At 48.2% G+C, this 18,295-nt stretch carries 17 protein-coding genes and 4 pseudogenes; 5 read left to right on the top strand and 16 right to left on the bottom strand.

The window, feature by feature from the left end; genetic code table 11:
- Nucleotides 1–4: 4 nt before the first annotated feature.
- Entirely contained in the window at nucleotides 5–1,390 is a 1,386-nt protein-coding gene (locus C7N83_RS04060; RefSeq protein WP_106740822.1) for a GntP family permease, read from the bottom strand.
- 228 nt (nucleotides 1,391–1,618) lie between these two features.
- A pseudogene (locus C7N83_RS04055) lies at nucleotides 1,619–2,230 on the bottom strand (C39 family peptidase).
- Between the two features lie 711 nt (nucleotides 2,231–2,941).
- On the opposite strand from C7N83_RS04055, the gene C7N83_RS04050 reads away from it, so the two are divergent.
- Entirely contained in the window at nucleotides 2,942–3,154 is a 213-nt protein-coding gene (locus C7N83_RS04050) for a hypothetical protein (protein ID WP_106740820.1), read from the top strand.
- 260 nt (nucleotides 3,155–3,414) lie between these two features.
- Here the strand turns inward: C7N83_RS04050 and C7N83_RS16910 are convergent.
- The 9 genes and pseudogenes from C7N83_RS16910 to C7N83_RS04005 all read right to left on the bottom strand — a co-directional run.
- A pseudogene (locus C7N83_RS16910) lies at nucleotides 3,415–3,545 on the bottom strand (peptidase C39); the annotation flags it as partial.
- A 68-nt stretch (nucleotides 3,546–3,613) separates the two neighbouring features.
- Nucleotides 3,614–3,796, bottom strand: coding sequence for a hypothetical protein (locus tag C7N83_RS04040; RefSeq protein WP_245911120.1), 183 nt, complete (start codon nucleotides 3,794–3,796; stop codon nucleotides 3,614–3,616).
- A 251-nt stretch (nucleotides 3,797–4,047) separates the two neighbouring features.
- Nucleotides 4,048–4,326, bottom strand: a complete 279-nt coding sequence (locus tag C7N83_RS15725) for a hypothetical protein (RefSeq protein ID WP_245911119.1) — start codon at nucleotides 4,324–4,326, stop codon at nucleotides 4,048–4,050.
- Between the two features lie 33 nt (nucleotides 4,327–4,359).
- A pseudogene (locus C7N83_RS04030) lies at nucleotides 4,360–5,190 on the bottom strand (meta-pathway of phenol degradation family protein).
- A 119-nt stretch (nucleotides 5,191–5,309) separates the two neighbouring features.
- On the bottom strand, nucleotides 5,310–5,969 hold the full coding sequence (locus tag C7N83_RS04025; RefSeq protein ID WP_106740819.1) for an IS1595 family transposase: 660 nt from the start codon (nucleotides 5,967–5,969) through the stop codon (nucleotides 5,310–5,312).
- Between the two features lie 139 nt (nucleotides 5,970–6,108).
- Nucleotides 6,109–9,543, bottom strand: coding sequence for a DNA polymerase III subunit alpha (gene dnaE / locus C7N83_RS04020; RefSeq protein ID WP_106740854.1), 3,435 nt, complete (start codon nucleotides 9,541–9,543; stop codon nucleotides 6,109–6,111).
- 105 nt (nucleotides 9,544–9,648) lie between these two features.
- Complete coding sequence (locus C7N83_RS04015) at nucleotides 9,649–9,945, bottom strand: ArsR/SmtB family transcription factor (protein WP_106740853.1); 297 nt, start codon at nucleotides 9,943–9,945, stop codon at nucleotides 9,649–9,651.
- Nucleotides 9,946–10,002: 57 nt separating this feature from the next.
- On the bottom strand, nucleotides 10,003–10,551 hold the full coding sequence (locus C7N83_RS04010; RefSeq protein ID WP_106740817.1) for a rhodanese-like domain-containing protein: 549 nt from the start codon (nucleotides 10,549–10,551) through the stop codon (nucleotides 10,003–10,005).
- Nucleotides 10,552–10,574: 23 nt separating this feature from the next.
- On the bottom strand, nucleotides 10,575–10,763 hold the full coding sequence (locus tag C7N83_RS04005; RefSeq protein WP_106740815.1) for a YgaP family membrane protein: 189 nt from the start codon (nucleotides 10,761–10,763) through the stop codon (nucleotides 10,575–10,577).
- Between the two features lie 494 nt (nucleotides 10,764–11,257).
- On the opposite strand from C7N83_RS04005, the gene C7N83_RS04000 reads away from it, so the two are divergent.
- The 3 genes from C7N83_RS04000 to C7N83_RS03990 all read left to right on the top strand — a co-directional run bounded on the left by C7N83_RS04000 (nucleotide 11,258) and on the right by C7N83_RS03990 (nucleotide 12,587).
- Nucleotides 11,258–11,491, top strand: coding sequence for an RNA-binding S4 domain-containing protein (locus tag C7N83_RS04000; protein WP_106740814.1), 234 nt, complete (start codon nucleotides 11,258–11,260; stop codon nucleotides 11,489–11,491).
- The gene (locus C7N83_RS03995) at nucleotides 11,469–11,669 is read left to right on the top strand and encodes a hypothetical protein (protein ID WP_106740812.1); all 201 of its coding nucleotides are present in this window, start codon (nucleotides 11,469–11,471) and stop codon (nucleotides 11,667–11,669) included. Before C7N83_RS04000 ends, C7N83_RS03995 begins: the two co-directional genes overlap by 23 nt.
- A 75-nt stretch (nucleotides 11,670–11,744) precedes the next feature.
- On the top strand, nucleotides 11,745–12,587 hold the full coding sequence (locus C7N83_RS03990) for a PHP domain-containing protein (RefSeq protein ID WP_106740811.1): 843 nt from the start codon (nucleotides 11,745–11,747) through the stop codon (nucleotides 12,585–12,587).
- A gap of 106 nt (nucleotides 12,588–12,693) precedes the next feature.
- On the opposite strand, the gene C7N83_RS03985 is transcribed toward C7N83_RS03990, so the two are convergent.
- Nucleotides 12,694–14,268: an inorganic phosphate transporter gene (locus tag C7N83_RS03985; RefSeq protein ID WP_106740809.1), complete on the bottom strand. Its 1,575-nt coding sequence runs from the start codon at nucleotides 14,266–14,268 to the stop codon at nucleotides 12,694–12,696.
- A 197-nt stretch (nucleotides 14,269–14,465) separates the two neighbouring features.
- On the opposite strand from C7N83_RS03985, the gene C7N83_RS03980 reads away from it, so the two are divergent.
- Nucleotides 14,466–15,569 carry an anhydro-N-acetylmuramic acid kinase gene (locus C7N83_RS03980; RefSeq protein ID WP_106740808.1) on the top strand — a complete coding sequence of 368 codons (1,104 nt, stop codon included), beginning with the start codon at nucleotides 14,466–14,468 and terminating at the stop codon, nucleotides 15,567–15,569.
- Nucleotides 15,570–15,731: 162 nt separating this feature from the next.
- On the opposite strand, the gene rpmG is transcribed toward C7N83_RS03980, so the two are convergent.
- The 4 genes and pseudogenes from rpmG to C7N83_RS15720 form a co-directional block, all read right to left on the bottom strand.
- A complete protein-coding gene (rpmG, locus tag C7N83_RS03975) occupies nucleotides 15,732–15,887 on the bottom strand; it encodes a 50S ribosomal protein L33 (protein ID WP_003684373.1) in 156 nt (51 codons plus the stop codon).
- Nucleotides 15,888–15,919: 32 nt separating this feature from the next.
- Nucleotides 15,920–16,153, bottom strand: coding sequence for a 50S ribosomal protein L28 (gene rpmB, locus C7N83_RS03970; protein WP_106740806.1), 234 nt, complete (start codon nucleotides 16,151–16,153; stop codon nucleotides 15,920–15,922).
- A gap of 295 nt (nucleotides 16,154–16,448) precedes the next feature.
- Nucleotides 16,449–17,696 (bottom strand): M23 family metallopeptidase, encoded by a 1,248-nt coding sequence (locus C7N83_RS03965; protein ID WP_106740851.1) that lies wholly within the window; start codon nucleotides 17,694–17,696, stop codon nucleotides 16,449–16,451.
- A 393-nt stretch (nucleotides 17,697–18,089) separates the two neighbouring features.
- A pseudogene (locus tag C7N83_RS15720) lies at nucleotides 18,090–18,295 on the bottom strand (IS1595 family transposase); the annotation flags it as partial.

The raw sequence follows: 18,295 nt of genomic DNA, 5'->3' as shown, positions 1-18,295 counted from the left end.
CTCCTTAAACGATGGCAAAAGCCAATGCCGACAAGGTAAAACCAATCAAAGCAATCAAGGTTTGATTGGCTGTCCAAGTTTTCAGGGTAGTAGGCACGTCCATGTTCAACAAGCGGCCGACCAGCCAGAAACCGGAATCATTAAAGTGACTGCAACCGACCGAACCCGCCGCCGTGGCCAACACCACGCAAGCCAATTGCCAATCACTGAAACCGGCTGCCATCACCGCAGGTGCCATCAAGGCTGCAGCAGTAGTTAAGGCCACGGTAGCAGAACCTTGCGCAATACGCAATGCCAAGGCCACCAAGAAGCAGCCGAGCAATACCGGAATACCCAAATCAGCCATGCTGTCGGCCAAGGCTTTACCAATACCTGACGCACGCAACACGCCGCCAAACATACCGCCCGCACCGGTAATCAGAATCACCGAGCAGACCGGACCCAACGCGCCGTCGATGGTTTTTTCCAACGCACTGGCTTTTTCACCGCGCTTACGGCCCAACACATACAAAGCCACCAACACCGAAACCAACAGGGCAACCGGTGTCGAGCCGATCATGCGCAATGCTTGTACCCAAGTTTCATCGGCGCTGACGACTTTTTCACTGATTAAGGTCGCCAAGCCGGTATTCAAGAAAATCAGCAGCATCGGAATCAGCATAATGCCGATAATGGTTGAGGCTTTAGCAGGTTCTTTCGGCGTGTCGTTGTCTTGTGCGCCCCCGCTCAAAAAATCAGGCACCGGCACATTAAATTTACGACCTAGAATCTGACCCCACAAATAACCGCTGAAATACCAAGTAATCACCGCAATCGGCAAACCGATCAGCAGCACATGGCCGATGTTGGCGCCATAAAATTCAGAAGCAGCAATTGGGCCGGGATGTGGCGGAAGGAAAACGTGCATCACCGAAAACGCGCCAATCGAAGCCATCGCATACGGCAACACTGTTGCTTTCATACGGCGCGCGGTAGCAAACACAATCGGCAGCATCACCATCAAACCCGCGTCAAAGAAAATCGGGAAACCGAAAATCAACGAAGCCACGCCTAAGGCAAACGGCGCGCGTTTTTCGCCAAACATCCGAATCAGGGCATCAGCCAACGATTGCGCACCGCCCGATGTTTCCACCAAACGGCCGAGCATGGCACCCAAACCAACCAGCAGAGCCACACCGCCGAGCGTGCCGCCGAAGTTTTTCACCAACACATCGCCGACAATACTGTTCATCGGCAACCCCGTTGCCATTGCCGTAAGCAAGCTGACCAGCACCAGCGTCAGCAGTGCGTGAACACGGAAACGTACAATCAAAACCAAAATCAGCAAAATCGCTGCGGCCGCAATGCCGAGCAAACTGCCGGCACTGAGCGTCTGCGTCCAATTATCCATATTACACCTCTCTGATTGATATCAAAAAATATTAAGGTTTGTTAACTATCAGTATAACATTAGCACAAATCACGCCGCCATGCAGACCACCAAATATTCTGTTTCAACAAGTTTATATTTATTAAAATGAAATTTTTCAACCGAATAAACTTTTTATGACTAAAATCAAAAACAGACAAAGGCCGTCTGAAAACTTGATTCAGACGGCCTTTGTCTGTTGTCCGTAACTTACTCCGCCTTGCGGCTTTTCAACTGTACCACCGCAAACTCAGTCTGCCGCTTTGGTACGCGTACGAAAAAGCGTGCATCACTTTGAATATCGGCCTCCTTAGGCAGCACCGCCAAAATCTTACCCGTCAAATTCCCCTCGCATGTCTGCCATGCTTCAAGAAACTGTGTTCTGCTCATCGAAATATGCCCTAGCGACGGGTCGGCTAACAGCACTGTATCCTTAGAAATCCCGCGCAGCACTGAAAAATGGCCGTCTTTACGATATTTCAGATACACAACCACAAGGATTTCCAACGCCACCAACTGCTCAAACGACAAAGCATAACCCTTAGCCTCAAAACCGAAATCCGGCATAATCCGCTGCATATCCTCAAACGAAGCCCGTTCGCGCGTTTTGTCCGTTTTATCGGGTACGGTTTCTTCGGTGGGCTTCTACCTATAAAAATTGTTCAACAGCGTCGCCACCGAAGCCGCGCCGCAGGAAAAATCCAAATCCTGCTTCACTATATTAAAGTCGCGTTTTTCTTTCAAATTTTGCACTTTGATTTTGCCGTAAACCAACGGATTGCCGTGCGGCAATAGTGCGGCGTATGTGATGGAGAAAAACAGGAATGTACAGAGAAAAAAATGAAGTTTAATAATACTTTCCGTTGGGATCCTACTGCTTAACGCGGTAATTCATGATGGTGGATTAGTATCCGTCCTACCGCTACTTCCCAGCAAACAGCACAATATGGTTGCCGTAATAATATTAGCCGTTAATCCAATTTGGCAGGCCGTACCGTACAAATGCCACGCACTACCCACTTTCACGGTAATTTCCGTGCCGTTTTCCGAGTAATCCATCCGCAGCTCCACAATTGATTTCATGGAAGCGCCAGCCATTGGCATTTTCCTGTAATGCACCCGCTTACCGTTAATCCAGATTTCTTCATGCGCCCTTCATGCGCCAATTTGAAATCCCAAACGTTTTTTTACTACAATATCCATACCTTGATATTCAGTCTGTCAGATTTTTTCTTTCGGTTTCACCGCCATCCTTTACTTATCCATTTCCGGGTATTTCGATAAAATACCCTTTCCGCAAAATCAATTTCAAATCACTTCCAATATGAAAAGTAGAAACATGCTGGTTTTAAATATGCTTCAGAAAAAAATCAACAAACTCAGCTTCACTTTCCCGATTTCGCAGAATCACGTCAGAAAAAATAAATTTTCCCTGATTTATCTTATACCGTACCATTTTTGACAAAGACCATGCATTGAGCCGCTGATTCCAAAAAATCGACATTGCCGAGCCGACGGTGGTCGAATTCACCTATGGTTTCCGACCCGTTGGTTGCCAATGAAACCGCCGCACGGCAGCGCGGCATTGCCGTATTGGGCGCAGGCGAAAAAATGATGAACGGGTCACTGGCACTTCACGAAGACATCGGCGTCATCTTGCCGAATACCCTTGTCGGCGTATCGGACTGGTTGGGCTTATCCACCAAGACCGCCATTGATGTATCGTGGCAAATAGATGGATTTTAAAAATTCAACACCTGTTTTCGTTATTTCCGATTCATCTTCCTCGTTTCTCTTGGTATAAAACCTCCCTCACAAAATCCAAAATAAACATACCAACCGTTTTGCATTCTTTCAAGGGGAAAAGCACTTTCGCGGATGCGGGTTAGTTCAGGACAAGATTTCTGTGTCATCACAAGATAGCCAAAAGATATTTTTTCACCATAAAAAAACGAGTAAATATATTTAACATACATTACTCACTTTTTCAGCAATCCCTATTTAATTGAGAAATCCAAATTCTGCTTCACGATATTGAAATCGCGTTGCACTTTCCAGCTTTGCACTTTGATTTTACCGTAAACCATAATAGATTATCGTGTGGCAGCGGTGTGGCATGTAGACGGCAGGAACGCACAGAGAAAAACTACCTTTCATCATTTCTATGGCCAAGGCCGTCGGAAAAATATTTGATAAAATAAATTTTCAGTTAAGCATATAATCTATCATAATCTCTATTTTATCGGTTTTTCCAACAGGTTCATCTGTTTCAGGATCAAATTCAATATAACCTGCCGATAAATCATTAATGACGACCAGTTTGTCTTCTGCAGAAATGGAATCATCCCGTATTTTTTGTTGTAAAACAAATAAGGCAAAGTTTTCCAATGAGGCATATGACTGACCATTGATTTTTTTCAGACATCAATTGAATAATTTTATTCTTGATTTGCATGTTTATTCCTCATTTTATAAAAGAGGCAAAAACCCCTTTTACCTTTTAGCGAGGTTTACCCCATGTGGTGATAACTTTTCCCTGCTGATTTAAAACAACTCCTCCTTGATAACCCTCCCGCCTGATTGCGACGTAATTTTTGTCAGATTGCGCATTGTATTCAAGATTGCCCTATTGGAAACACCTACGCCACCACGGAAATAGCTTGATTTAATCCATGCCGTGTAAAACCGGTAAACGCAAATCGTGCCCCTGCTGCGATTGCCGGCATAAACCAAATTGCAGAACCCTCAGCCTCCTTCACCACTGTCTGTGGCAGCTCCGCCAACTGCATAGGCTTGCCTGCCCGCACGTCAAACACCTGTGCCTCAAATGCCTGTTTGTCAAAGCCTTGCGCCATCACAGGCGAAGCAAGTATGGTGAAATCATCATGGCAGCTGAAATCTGATTTTTCATTGTACAACTCCTTTGTTTACAGTGATTAAAAAATGCCTTGTCAAAACGTATGCCGCACACCCAGTTTCATCTCGGGACTGCTCTGTCCCGAGATATTGAACCGTGCAGATGCGTTTAACAACATGGCTTTGAAAAACCGCAGCCTGCGCCCAAGTGCGCGTAGGTAGAAGTGTTTCTTGATTCTTTTGTTGATTGAAACGGTCAGGCTGCTTGCCTAACCATTGATACCGCCTGTGAAGCTGATACGGTCGTTGGCAGAAAAAGATAGATTAGAGTTAATCAGCCAATAATTGCCTGCTTTGAACTTTTGGCCGCCGGCCAGCGTTTTACTGCTGTTAAAACGGTAGGCTGTAGTCAGTGATAAGACCACAGAGCCTATGGTTTTGTAGGCAGCTGCCCCAACCAACCATGATTTACCCGAAGAGACTTTGCCGTGCGATTTTTCGTAAACGGTGGTTTCGACAAAACCAATAAGCGCAGGATTTTTGTCGTATTTCAAAAAGATATGATTCATACCCAGCGACACATCGGAACGCGGTTTTTTCTCCTTCGGGCAGTTTCATTATCAAAGCTGCGCTCTTCTTGCCAAATATAACTGGCGCTGTCGTATAAATCGGTATTACCTGTTAAACCGTAGTGCAGGCCGAGCGTACCGGCCAACGTCGCTATTGCGGCCGTTTTCCTGCAATCCGGTCGGCACGGGAATAAAGGGAGCATTACCAGTTTGGATTATAGACAGGGGCAGTCAATTCGGTTTCACTGCTTTCGCCGTTGACATGACCAAATGAAACCTCCAACCTGAGCTTGCCTTTATCGGTAAAATTTCTTCAATACTTAGGGGTAGGTCGGCATAAGCTGTCACCGGAAATATTCAAAATGAAATAAAACCTAATTTTTCATAAACTTATCTAATAAATTTCCAATAAACCAATCTTACCATCAGTTATTTTTTTGCAAGTAATTTCCATTAATTATTAGGGTTGACGTAGATTATCCCCAAACACCACACCATTTCCGCAGCATTTCAAGCTGCCCGGACGGTACACCAAAGTCAAAGCGGAACCCGCATTCTTTCAAGAATAAAGGAAAAGATTTTCGATCAATTCCATTATATTTTCGCAGAATACGCTTTGCCTGATTCCAAAAGTTCTCGATGCCATTGATATGATTTTGACACTCTGCAAACAGCTGTGAATGATTAATACGATGGTGGGTAAATTCACTCACATCTAACACGTCATAGCTTTTGCAGCAATCAGTATAAACAATACTGTCAGGCATTATTTTCTTTTTAATAACAGGAAGTAAAGTATCTTGTTTGGTATTTTCAACCACGATGGTATAAACCTTACCTTGCCGTTTCAGAATACCAAAAACAGCGACTTTACCGGCAGCTCCACGACCACGTTTGCCTTTACGTTGTCCGCCAAAATAGCTCTCATCTAATTCAATAGTGCCATCAAAAACTTCACCAGCCTGGAGCTCTAAATGGTAAGCAATCACTTGGCGAATTTTACGGTAAAACAATGCTGCTGAATTGGGGTTTATATCCAGCAAATTAGCAGCTGCACGAGCAGTGGCTTCCGGTACAAAAAACCGGAGAAGTTTTCTTTGGGCATTCTTTGTTAATTTGCAATTGGTTATCTTTATTTTTGCAGTCTGACATGACTGCCAATCTACTTCAGCCCCTAATTATTTTTTTACGGTTTCCCCAATAAACAGGCCATCTGAAAATAAAATTCAGACGGCCTCGGCTTGATCTCCGGTGGCTTTCCTGATTCAGCAGACCCTACCAATTCACACTCACCGACCTATTCCCCAACTGTTTTTCCAATTCTTCAAACAATTGCGCGCTGGCGGTAACGCCCCATTTCGATGAAACTTTCAGACAGCCTGAGGCTTTATCGTTGCTGTACGACACGAAAAGCGGAATGTACGGCGGGTCAGGCAGGCGTGCGGCGGCGAGGGTTTGCACCAGCTTGGCGATGTCGTGTTCGGGGCGCAGGTGCAGGCTGAGGCTGCGGGCGTAGTTTTCGCGCGCCATTTGCAGGGTCATCACTTGGTTGGCCATAATGCGCAAACCGTCACCGCCTCCGTAATCGTCACGACTGACTTTAGATTCGATAATCAACACTTGGTCGGCTTTCAAAATACCGGAGTATTGTTCCAAAGCTTGTCCGCTGACCACGATTTCGGCTTGGCCGCTTAAGTCTTCCAGCGTGACAAATGCCAGTTTGCCACGCTTGCCCATCATGGTGCGCACGGAAGTAACGAATCCGGCCACCCGCACGCTGTCTTGCGGTTTCAGACTGCCTAACCGGGTGGGCGCGATGTTGCGCACTTCTTCAGCATAAGGGCCGAACGGATGACCGGACAAATAAAAGCCGATGACGTTTTTTTCTTCGGCGAGCTTTTCCGACTCGCCCCACATCGGTACATCGGCCAATTTCACCGGCTCGATGGCATCGTCCATCATGTCGAACAAGCCGCCTTGATTGGCGTTGGCCGCTTTTTGGTCGGCATTGCCCATCGCCAAATCGATGTTGGCCAGCAACATGGCGCGGTTGGGGTCGATGCTGTCGAACGCGCCACCGCGGATTAAGGCTTCGAGCGTACGGCGGTTCATGTGTTCCTTGCCGACGCGCTCACAGAAATCAAGCAAACCGGTAAATTTACCACCCGTTTCCCGCGCGGCGATAATCGATTCCACAGCCGCTTCGCCTGTACCTTTAATCGCACCTAAGGCATAACGGATTTTGCGGTCGGGATACGGCGTGAAGCGGTAATCCGATTCGTTGATGTCGGGCGGCAGAAAAGTCAAACCGTTGGCACAGCTGTCATCATAAAAATGCTTAAGCTGGTCGGTATTGTCCAATTCAGACGACATGGTTGCGGCCATAAATTCGGCCGGATAATGCGCTTTGAGCCATGCGGTTTGATACGAAATCAGCGCGTAGGCAGCGGCGTGCGATTTGTTGAAACCGTAGCCGGCAAATTTTTCCATGTAATTGAAAATCTGATCGGATTTCTCGCGTGAAATACCTTGCTTGGCGGCGCCTTCGGCAAAAATTTCGCGGTGTTTGGCCATTTCTTCGGGCTTTTTCTTACCCATCGCACGGCGCAGCAAGTCCGCACCGCCTAGCGAATAACCACCGATAATCTGCGCCGCCTGCATCACCTGCTCCTGATATACCATAATGCCGTAAGTCGGCTCGAGAATTTCGGCCAACAGCGGATGAATGTATTCAAACGGCTCGCCTTTCATGCGCGCGACGAAATCGGGAATGTTGTCCATCGGCCCCGGACGGTAGAGTGATACAAAGGCAATGAGTTCTTCAAACTTGGTGGTGTGTGCCGTTTTCAGCATTTTTTTCATGCCGGTCGATTCAAACTGGAACACGGCGGTTGTGTTCGCATCGCGGAAAACCTGATAGGCAGCTTGGTCGTCCAGCGGAATAGCGCCGACATCTACCGTCTCGCCACTGGTGTTTTTGATGTTGTTTTGCGCCATCTCGATAATGGTCAGGTTACGCAAACCCAAGAAGTCGAACTTCACCAAGCCCACGTCTTCCACATCGCCTTTGTCATACATCGACACGGGCGAAGCCGATTCGTCGGCCTGATACACGGGGCTGAAATCGGAAATTTTACCCGGCGCAATCAATACGCCGCCCGCATGCATGCCCAAACCGCGCGTTAAGTCTTCCAGTTTTTTTGCCAACTCAATCAATTCTTCCGCTTCTTCCGCCGCAATCAGTTCGCCGATTTGCGGCTCGGCTTCCATTGCTTTTTCCAAGCTCAAAGGTTTGTTGGCCTCCAGCGGAATCAGTTTGGATAAGCGGTCGCACAGCATAAACGGCAATTCCAATACCCGCCCCACATCACGAATCACCGCTTTGGACGACATGGTGCCGAAGGTCACAATCTGGCTGACTGCTTCGTCACCGTATTTATCGCGCACATATTCAATCACGCGGCCGCGGTTGGCTTGGCAGAAATCAACGTCGAAGTCGGGCATGGAGACACGCTCAGGGTTCAAAAAGCGTTCGAAAAGCAAGGCATATTTCAAAGGATCGAGATCGGTAATTTTCAGCGAATACGCCACCAGCGAACCGGCGCCTGAACCGCGGCCGGGTCCTACCGGACAGCCGTTGTTTTTTGCCCAATTGATGAAGTCTTGTACGATCAGGAAATAGCCGGGGAAGCCCATCTGAATGATGATGTTCAACTCAAAATCCAAACGCGCCTGATATTCGGGCATTTTTTCCGCCCGCTCGGCTTCGTCGGGATAAAGCTGAGCCATGCGCTCTTGTAAACCTTCATTGGACAATACCCTTAAATAACCGTCCAAACTCATGCCTTCCGGTGTAGGAAAGTCAGGTAGGAAGTTTTTGCCCAGCGTAATGTTCAGATTACAGCGTTTGGCAATTTCCACCGTATTTTCCAGCGCTTCGGGCAAATCGGCAAAACGCGCCGCCATCTCCTGCGGGTCGATAAAATACTGGCTCGGCGCAAATTCGCGCGGGCGTTTTTTGTCGCTCAATACCCAGCCGCCTGCCACGCATACACGCGCTTCGTGGGCATTGAAATCATCGCGGCTCATAAATTGGGTGGGATGCGTTGCCGCCACCGGCAAATTGAGTTCTTCCGCCAAAGTCACGCTGCCCGAAACTGCTGTTTCCCATTCGGGGCGTTCGGGCAGGCGCTGCAATTCCAGATAAAACGCGTTCGGAAACCAAGCCGCATATTTTTGTGCTGCCGCTTTGGCCGCTTCGGGATGCCCGTTCAACAAATTTACCCCCACTTCGCCGTAATGCGCGCCCGACAGACAAATCAGGCCGCTGTTGTCGCCTTCGGCCAGCCACCTTTGACGCAATTCGGCATGGGCGGTATTGCGGTCTTTGCCCACATAAGCGGCAGTTAAGAGTTCGCTCAAGCGCAGATAACCGGCATCGTTGCGAATAACCAACATCGCGCGGAACGGTTTTTCCGGCATTTCGGGATTTTCAATCCACACATCCGCCCCGCCAATCGGCTTAATGCCCGCGCCTCGACAGGCTTTGTAAAATTTCACCAAACCAAATTGGTTCATCAAATCGCTCACGCCCAGCGCCGGCAAACCGTATTCCGCCGCTTCAGACACCAGCTTTTTAATCCGCACCATACCGTCGGTAATCGAAAATTCGGTATGTACGCGCAGGGGGATGTAGGTCGGTTGAGTCATAAAAAAATCTTGAAAAAAAGTCATACTAAAGCGTTATTGTAGCAGGGTTTGCAACAGGAAAGGCCGTCTGAAACATATTTTCAGACGGCCTTATGGCTTCAGCAATTATTCGGATTCGGCGCAGTAAAACGAATACAGCAATTCAATCATTTTGCCCACGCGCCTGTCGGCGATGTAATAAAGCCGTTCGCGGTGGTTGGCTTCGCAGGCAACCAAACCGGCTTCGCGCAGCAACGACAACTGGCTCGACATCGCAGCTTGAGGCAAACCGGTGATTTTCGCCAGATCGGTGACGTTGCGGCGCTCTGCATGCAGGTTACACAACACAGCCAAGCGGTTGGGATTAGCCAATAATTTTAAAAAGTCGGCCGCTTCAGCATATGGGGGGTTTTCAAGGTTCATGATGTTACTTGTAGAATAACAGATTTTGCGCCACATTTTATCACAATGCCGGTCACATCAGCTTGATTTTGCCTGTTGGCGCAAACTTTGGTTCCACGGCATGAGCATAAGCAACCGCGCCATGCCGCAAAATCCGGTTACCCCTGCCAGCAGCAAACCTGCGCCGACCATGCCGCACAACAAATAAAACCACGGCGACACCAGCCAACCGCCCAAAGCCCCCAACAAAGCAAGTAAGCCCGCACCAATTTGCACTTGACGCATCAAATCAATCGGCCGGCTGCGGTTAACGACGGTATTGAACCCGCCTTCTTTCCAGCCCAGTATGCCGCGTTCCAAAATATAAGCAGTTTTGCCATGCGCGGCTTTTTCCAAGATTGCCACATTTTGTGCTGTGCGCATGCCGGATTGGCAATAGAACACCAGCGTATCGGCAGCGGATAGTCCGGCAGGTAAAACGTTTGCACCGAGTTTATCCAGCGGGATATTAACCGTACCATCAATGTGTTCACGTGCATATTCAGCTACGCCGCGCACATCAACCAACATTGCACCAGCAGTCAATTTCTGTTGTACCTCTCGAGCGGAAAGGGCTTGAATCTTCATAACATGACCTTTTTTCAGACGGCCTATTTACGCGGACAGGTACTTACACCGAGCAAACTGTATAAGCTGCAAAATGAAAATACGCCGCTGGCTAACACCAACACACCCAGCCAACCCCACCAACTGATGGCATCTGTTGCTGCCGCGATGATTAAAGCCAAGCCCAAGATAATGCGGATAGCACGGTCTATACCGCCGACATTGCATTTCATATTTCACTCCTTTTATATTAAATTTTTCAAATGTGTTAAAAATATAATATGACGAACTACAATTGTCAAGGACGAAACTTTTACAAAATCCCTATTTTTGGCACATTCCTTCGTTATATAGGTTATATAGTCGTTTAACTTAAAAATGAGTACAAATTTTTTTCATGCCGTCTGAAACCTGAAATTCGTCATTCCTACGCAGGCGGGAATCCGGAACGTTGATTTTCAGTAATTTTTTACAAGTTCCTGTACCAGTAGGACTGGATTCCCGCCTGCGTAAGAATGACGACATTTGGATATTTCCGTGCTTAATTATTTAGTAAAACAGCTATACGCTATCCGAAAGCCTGTCTATCTTAATGATATGCCTGCACTTTCTCTGCCGCTTTAACCTCCCTCAAATCTAGGGTTCTGCAAAGGTCACAGGCCGTCTGAAAGCTTTTCAGACGGCCTGTGATACAATAAACGAAACACATTCAATCTGGGAAATCGACATGGAAGCCACCGTCTATCTTGAAGACAACGAATACATCGCCTTATGCGACCTGCTCAAGCTGGCCGGACTGGCCGAAAGCGGCGGCCGGGCGAAAGTATTTATAGCCGAAGGTGCGGTGTTGCGCAATGGAGAAGTAGAAACCCGCAAAACCGCCAAAATCCGCGGCGGCGAAGTGATTGAGTTTAACGGTGCGGTATTGGGTATTGCTAATGGATACGACCCAGAAGACTAAAACCGAAGCCTTGTTGGGCGAGCCGCTGCTTGATAAACCCGTGTGCTCCGAAAGCTGGGAATGCTGCGGCAGCGATTGCGGCGATGCGTGTATCCAAACCATTTATTGGGACGAAAAAGCGCGCTACGATGCGCAGCAGAAAAAGCTGCAAAGCTTGGATTTGTCAGAAGGCACATAAGCTTATTCTTTTTTTCAGACGGCCTGATGACAGACCGTCTGAAAGTTTCTCTTTTCCCAACATCAAACACACACTATGATAGACCTTCACTGCCATTCCACCGTTTCAGACGGCCGCTTAACGCCTCCCGAAGTGGTGCGCCTTGCCTATACCAACGGCTGCATGATGCTGTCACTGACTGACCACGACCACACCGGCGGCTTGGCCGAAGCGCGTGCCGAAGCGGATGCGCTCGGTTTGCGTTTCATCAACGGCGTGGAAGTTTCGGTAACATGGCGCGGCCGCACGATTCACATTGTCGGCTTGGATTTTGACGAACAAAATGAAACGCTGCAAAACTTATTGGCCACCGTGCGCCAAGGCCGTCTGAAACGTTTGCAGGCGATTGCGGAGAAGCTGGCGAAAAAAGGCATTCACGGCGCATTTGAAGGCGCAATGGCCTTAGTGACCAATCCGGAAATGGCCAGCCGCACCCATATCGCCGAATTCCTCATTAACGAAAGGCATGTACGCAACAAACAGCAGGCGTTTAGCAAATATTTGGGCGACGGCAAAACTTGTTCGGTCAAGCACGAATGGGCAGATTTAGGCGAATGCGTGGCCGCTATTAACGGCGCGGGCGGTATGGCGGTGATTGCACATCCTATGTGCTACGATTTGTCGGCTACAGCCAAACGTAATTTATTTGACGAATTCAAATCGCTCGGCGGCGCAGGGATAGAGGTGCACAGTGGCAATTGCAGCAAAAACGACCGTCTGAACTACGCCTTCTTGGCTGAACGCCACGGTCTGCTGGCAAGCGCCGGCAGCGACTTCCACCGCTTGAACGATTTCTCCGGCGGCATACTTGGCGCCTGTCCCGAATTACCGGCAAACTGTCGGCCGGTTTGGCAGCGTTTTAAAAATCAGGCTGTCTGAAAAATTTTCAGACGGCCTGGATATTCCGATGAACATAACCGGTATCGAATTTAAACGAAAAGGCCGGCCGAATACTTTTGTTCGGCCGGCCTTTATTCATTTTATTTTAAAATACCGCTTGTAAAATCAGATAACACATCACCGACAATGCGGCTGCAGCCGGTAAGGTAATCACCCAAGCCAAACCGATTGGTTTCATCAGTGCCCAGTTGGCATTACGGTTTACTAAGCCGATACCCAATACCGCGCCGACCAAAATGTGCGTACTCGATACCGGCAAGCCCATTAATGAAGCTGCCATTACCACCGAAGCCGCCGATAATTCTGCCGTAAAACCAGAAGCCGGATGCATTTCGGCCAAGCTGGTGCCGACAGTTTTAATGACTTCTTTACCGACAAACCACAAGCCGACAATCAGAGCGATACCGAAAGTGAGCATGGCAATCGGCGGCACCGGGTTTTGTGTATTAATATCACCGGTGCGCAACACGTCCATAATCGCAGCAAACGGGCCGATGGCGTTGGCAATGTCATTCGCACCGTGGCTGAAAGCGAAACCGCAAGCGGTAAAAACCTGCATCCAGGAAAACATTTGGAAGGTAGATTTACCCAAGTCTTTTCGTTTCAAACTCTTGGCAAACACAAACGTACCCATCCAAATAACCGCACCAATCATAAAAATGGTCAGAAAACTATTGACGTTGCTCATACCCAAGTGCAGGTTTTTCAAACCCTTAAAAATCAGCATGGCCGCAATCATCATACCGCCGACGGAAGCAATCAGCGGCACCCACGAATGCAGGGCTTTATAGGAATCGACGCTGTTTTTGCGGTTGTCGATTTCATACAGGCCGCGGTAATAATCCGATTGTAATTCCGCCGGGTCGAATTCAGGTTCGTTGTAAATTTCCGCATCATGGGCGATTTTGGTGGCGTAATCGACTTTTCCTGCTTCGTCTAAGGTTTCAAAAAACAGGCGGTATTGCTCTTTATAGGCTTTCTTTTCCTGCTTAATGGCTTTGAGTGTGTCGTCTGCCCAAGCATTATAATCCAACACGTATTTTTTGATTTGTGAGAACACGGCATAAGACACCAAAGCACCCAGCACCGGCGACAATACCCACGAAAGTGCAATCTCGCCGAGTTTGTTCCAGTGAATCAAAGCACCGGCATCGACATGCGACATAAAGGCCAAACACAGCGAACTGCCGACAATACCGCCGATAATCGCGTGCGTGGTCGATACCGGCAGACCTTTGCGCGAAGCAAACAACAGCCATAATGCCGCCGCCAGCAAAGCAGACATCATAATATAGACAAACTGCATGGGCTCGAGGCTCATTCCGCCCAAATCGACAATGCCTTTACGGATGGTGTCGGTCACCTCGCCACCGGCAATGACCGCACCGCTAACTTCAAACACCGCTGCAATCAGCAAGGCTTGCGGAATGGTCAACGTACCCGAACCGACACTGGTACCGAACGAATTGGCGATATCGTTGCCGCCGACATTAAACGCCATAAACACACCGAAAATCGTTGCCAACAGGAACAGCGCGGTATGGTTATGATGCGTATAACCCAACCCCCAATAAATAAAATAGCCGACCATGCCCACAAGCATAGCGGCAAAGAAGGCATTAATCAGCTTTAAGTTAGCACTCGGTTGGGCCTGACCCATGGATGGATTCCTTTAAAACAGTTGGAAACGAGCCTGCTAAGTATTACACTATGGTTACAATATTGTAACATAAACTTTCATTGTAACTGTTTTGCCGAAATTGTTGCAGATTTATTTCCGTTTATCCGTTAAATTTCCATGAAACCAGCCAACTCAGCCAAATCGCGTTAGAATAATCGTTTTTTAACAGAATTCCCATGAGCAGCCAATACTATATCGGCATCATGTCCGGCACCAGTATGGACGGTGCGGATGCCGTCTTAATCCGCATGCGGGGCACAAACTGGCAAGCCGCCGTTGCCCACTGTTTCACCCCATTTTCAGACGGCCTGCGGCAAGCGTTATTGGCACTGCAAAACACGGGGAACAACGAATTACACCGCAGCTTCATACTCTCGCAAACCCTCAGCCGCCTGTATGCCGACACGGTCGGCCAACTTCTGCACCGGCAAAACCTCACTCCTGACGACATCACCGCCATCGGCTGCCACGGTCAAACCGTACGCCATTCGCCGGAAAACGGTTACAGCATCCAGCTAGCCGATTTGCCGCTCTTGGCCGAACTGACCGGCATTTTCACCATCGGCGATTTCCGCAGCCGCGACTTGGCTGCCGGCGGCCAAGGCGCTCCATTGGTACCTGCCTTTCATCATGCGCTTTTTCATCATCCGAAAGAAACCCGCGTGGTATTGAACATCGGCGGCATCTCCAACATCAGCATTCTGCCGCCCGACACTCCGGCTTTCGGCTTCGACACCGGCCCCGGCAATATGTTGATGGATGCATGGATGCAACACATCTGGCAGCTTCCTTACGACCGCAACGGCGAAAAAGCAGCACAAGGCAAATTATTGCCTGAATTGCTTACTGCCCTGCTCGACCATCCTTATTTTTCACAACCTTATCCCAAAAGTACCGGCCGCGAATTATTTTCGCTGAAGTGGCTGCGAGACCGTCTGAAAGGCGGCGAGCAGCCGGAAGACGTGTTGCAAACTTTGCTCCAATACACCGCCTGCACAATATTTACCGCCATCCGCCAAGCCGCGCCCGATGTCGGTAATATTTACGTTTGCGGCGGCGGTGTAAAAAACCAAGCCTTGATGGATGCACTTGAAACCCTAACCGCCCGTAAAAATATTGCCCTGAGCAGCACAGCCAAGCTCAACCTTGACCCGCAATGGGTCGAAGCCGCCGCCTTCGGTTGGCTCGCAGCCTGCTGGATCAACCGGCTACCAAGCAATCCGCACCACGCCACCGGCGCACACAAACCATGCATCTTAGGCGCCGGCCATTATTCTTGATCCGGGTGCAAGCCATTCTTTCATCAGAAACCTGAGGCCTTTGAAAAACCGCTCAAATCTTTGTAAAGGATTTAAGCAGTTCTAACGGTATGAAAACTTAATTTTAAAGATAAAAAAACCCTTGTTTTGAAACAAGGGTTTTATTTTCTACAGCAAACTCAATCATTTTAATTTGGTTTCTTTGTAGATAACGTGTTTACGGGCTACCGGGTCAAATTTTTTAATTTCCAGTTTGCCGGGCATAGTGCGTTTGTTTTTGGTCGTGGTGTAAAAATGGCCAGTACCGGCACTAGATTCCAATTTGATTTTATCGCGCATTGCAGTAATCCTTAATTATAAGCGTTCGTTAATTAAGCTTCGCCGCGGGCACGCAAATCAGCCAATACGACATCAATGCCTACTTTATCAATGGTGCGCAATGCAGCGTTAGAAACGCGCAAGCGAACCCAGCGGTTTTCACTTTCTACCCAAAAACGGCGTGATTGCAAGTTAGGCAAAAAACGACGTTTGGTTTTGTTGTTGGCGTGTGATACGTTATTGCCAGATATCGGGCGCTTACCGGTCACTTTGCAAACTCGTGCCATGGTCAGTCTCCAAACTTATAAAATAGTAAAACGTTATTTATACCATGAAAAGCAGCGTTTGTTCAAGCCACTTTCTCAAAAAACGCTATTTCAAAGGATAAAACCGCCTAATTGTTGCGTTCGCGAAACGCTTTATACCACGAAGCCATGAATTTGAATTATAACGGATTTTTCATCACTGCGCATCTGTTGTGCCGCAAAACCAAGCCCAAGGTCATCTGAAAAGAAAATAAAAAATCCTGTTTTTACAAGGTTTTTTTTAAAAGAGGTGTGTTTTTCAGGTTTTCAGACGGCCTTAGTCCAATTGCGCCACCGATACCGGCAAACCACGCACGGCAGCCAATGTGGTATTGGCAGCTTTTTGCTGATTGCGGAATGCACTCATGTTGTCCGGCGTCAGTTTCGGCGTCGGCAGGGCAACAGTGGCCGGGTTTACCGGCTGACCGTTGACACGCGCTTCATAGTGCAAATGCGGGCCGGTCGAACGGCCGCTGCTGCCCACATAACCGATAATATCACCAGCGCGTACGCTGCCGGTCAATTGTGAAAACGCACTCATGTGGCCATACAAGGTCTCCACGCCGTTGGCGTGCTTCACCATCACGGTATGGCCGTAACCGCCTTTCCAGCCTTTGAAGGTAATCATACCGTCTGCAGCAGCCCGAATCGGCGTACCGGTTGGCGCGGCGTAGTCAATACCGGTATGCATGCGCACGGTATGCAAAACCGGATGCACGCGGTAGCCGTAAGGAGAAGAAATACGGGTGTACTTGACAGGCTGGATATTGAAGCCTTCTTTTTGTTGCAACGATTTGCCGTTTTGATCGTAGTAGCTGCCGCTTTCTTCGTCGTCTTTACCTTGACTGTAGTAATAGGCATGGTAAGTTTTGCCGTCTTTCACAATCTCGGCCGCTAAAATATCGCCCACACCCATTTGCTGGCCTCGGAAATACATGCTGTTGTACAACAGGCGGATGACATCACCTTCTTTTAAGGTCTGCATGTCTACTGTGTCGGCAAAAATTTCTTTCAATTGGATATACACATCCGATGGAATTTCAGCGCGCAACATATCACCGATTGCCGAACTGCGAACCGCAATCGAACGCAGGGTCGGCATGGTTTTCATGTCGATTTCTTCGTTGGAAGCCTGCCATTTGCCTTTGACTTTTTCCAAGGCCACCAAGTTACGTTCCAACTCTTCGTCAATGAAAAACTGCACATCGGTCACTTGGCCGGCAACATCAACACGGATATTGACCGATTGGTTGGCCTTCAGGTTTTTCATGTCGCGCAAAGCATTGTTTTTCGCCATAATGGCTTTGATGTCGGTTTGCGGTACGCCCATGCGGGTTAACACATCCGACAGTGAGTCACCTTGTTGCACTACTTCTTGCGCCCAGTAACTTGATTGGAAATTACCGGTTTCAACATAGACCGCCGGCAGTTCTTCCAGCACGCGTTCAACTTTAAAGTCCCTTGCTTTCGGCATAGGCTCAGTGACCGCATAGGCCGTCATCACACCCGAAACCGGTAGCAGCATGCCCAGTAATGACCAACGTGCCGACTTGTTTCGCCAAAAACGGCTGAAAAAAGAATTTTTCGTTTGTTCAGACACTCGTCAATCCTTCTTAAAATTTTTATCGCGGTTTATGCCGCATGATTTATATTTAACACTGTGTTTTTGATGTTTGGCTTATCTTAAATCTGCCGCTTTGTTAAGACGAGCTGAAGCAACCTCAACGGATAAGTACCCGCTCCGATACGGGATTATCCGCCTCAACCGGCAGATTGACACTTGATTTTGCTGAATTTTACGCGTGACTTAGATTGTAGCATAAAACCACTTGCCACGACAAAAGGCCGTCTGAAATAACCTGACTGTGGAAAACTCCGGCGTTGTATACACTTTTTGTTTGGAGCCTAGGAAGCAAATCTAATCCAAAGGCATATTCCGTAACATTTCCAATAAAATTACATACAGGTTATCATGTCTGTGATTAAAGCGGAATCCTGTTTCTTTCAGGTGCCAATAAAATGTCCGTCCGGATACGCCGTTAAATTTAACCGTCCTGTTTTTTGCATAAGCCCAAAATGACCCCATTCCGTTGATATGCCGAACCCCTCCGGCAAACCCGTTAT

It is taken from the genome of Neisseria iguanae (genome assembly GCF_003013245.1).
Classification (GTDB): domain Bacteria; phylum Pseudomonadota; class Gammaproteobacteria; order Burkholderiales; family Neisseriaceae; genus Neisseria; species Neisseria iguanae.
Note: the sequence above shows the minus strand (reverse complement) of the source record. Positions and strands in the feature narration are given on the sequence as shown.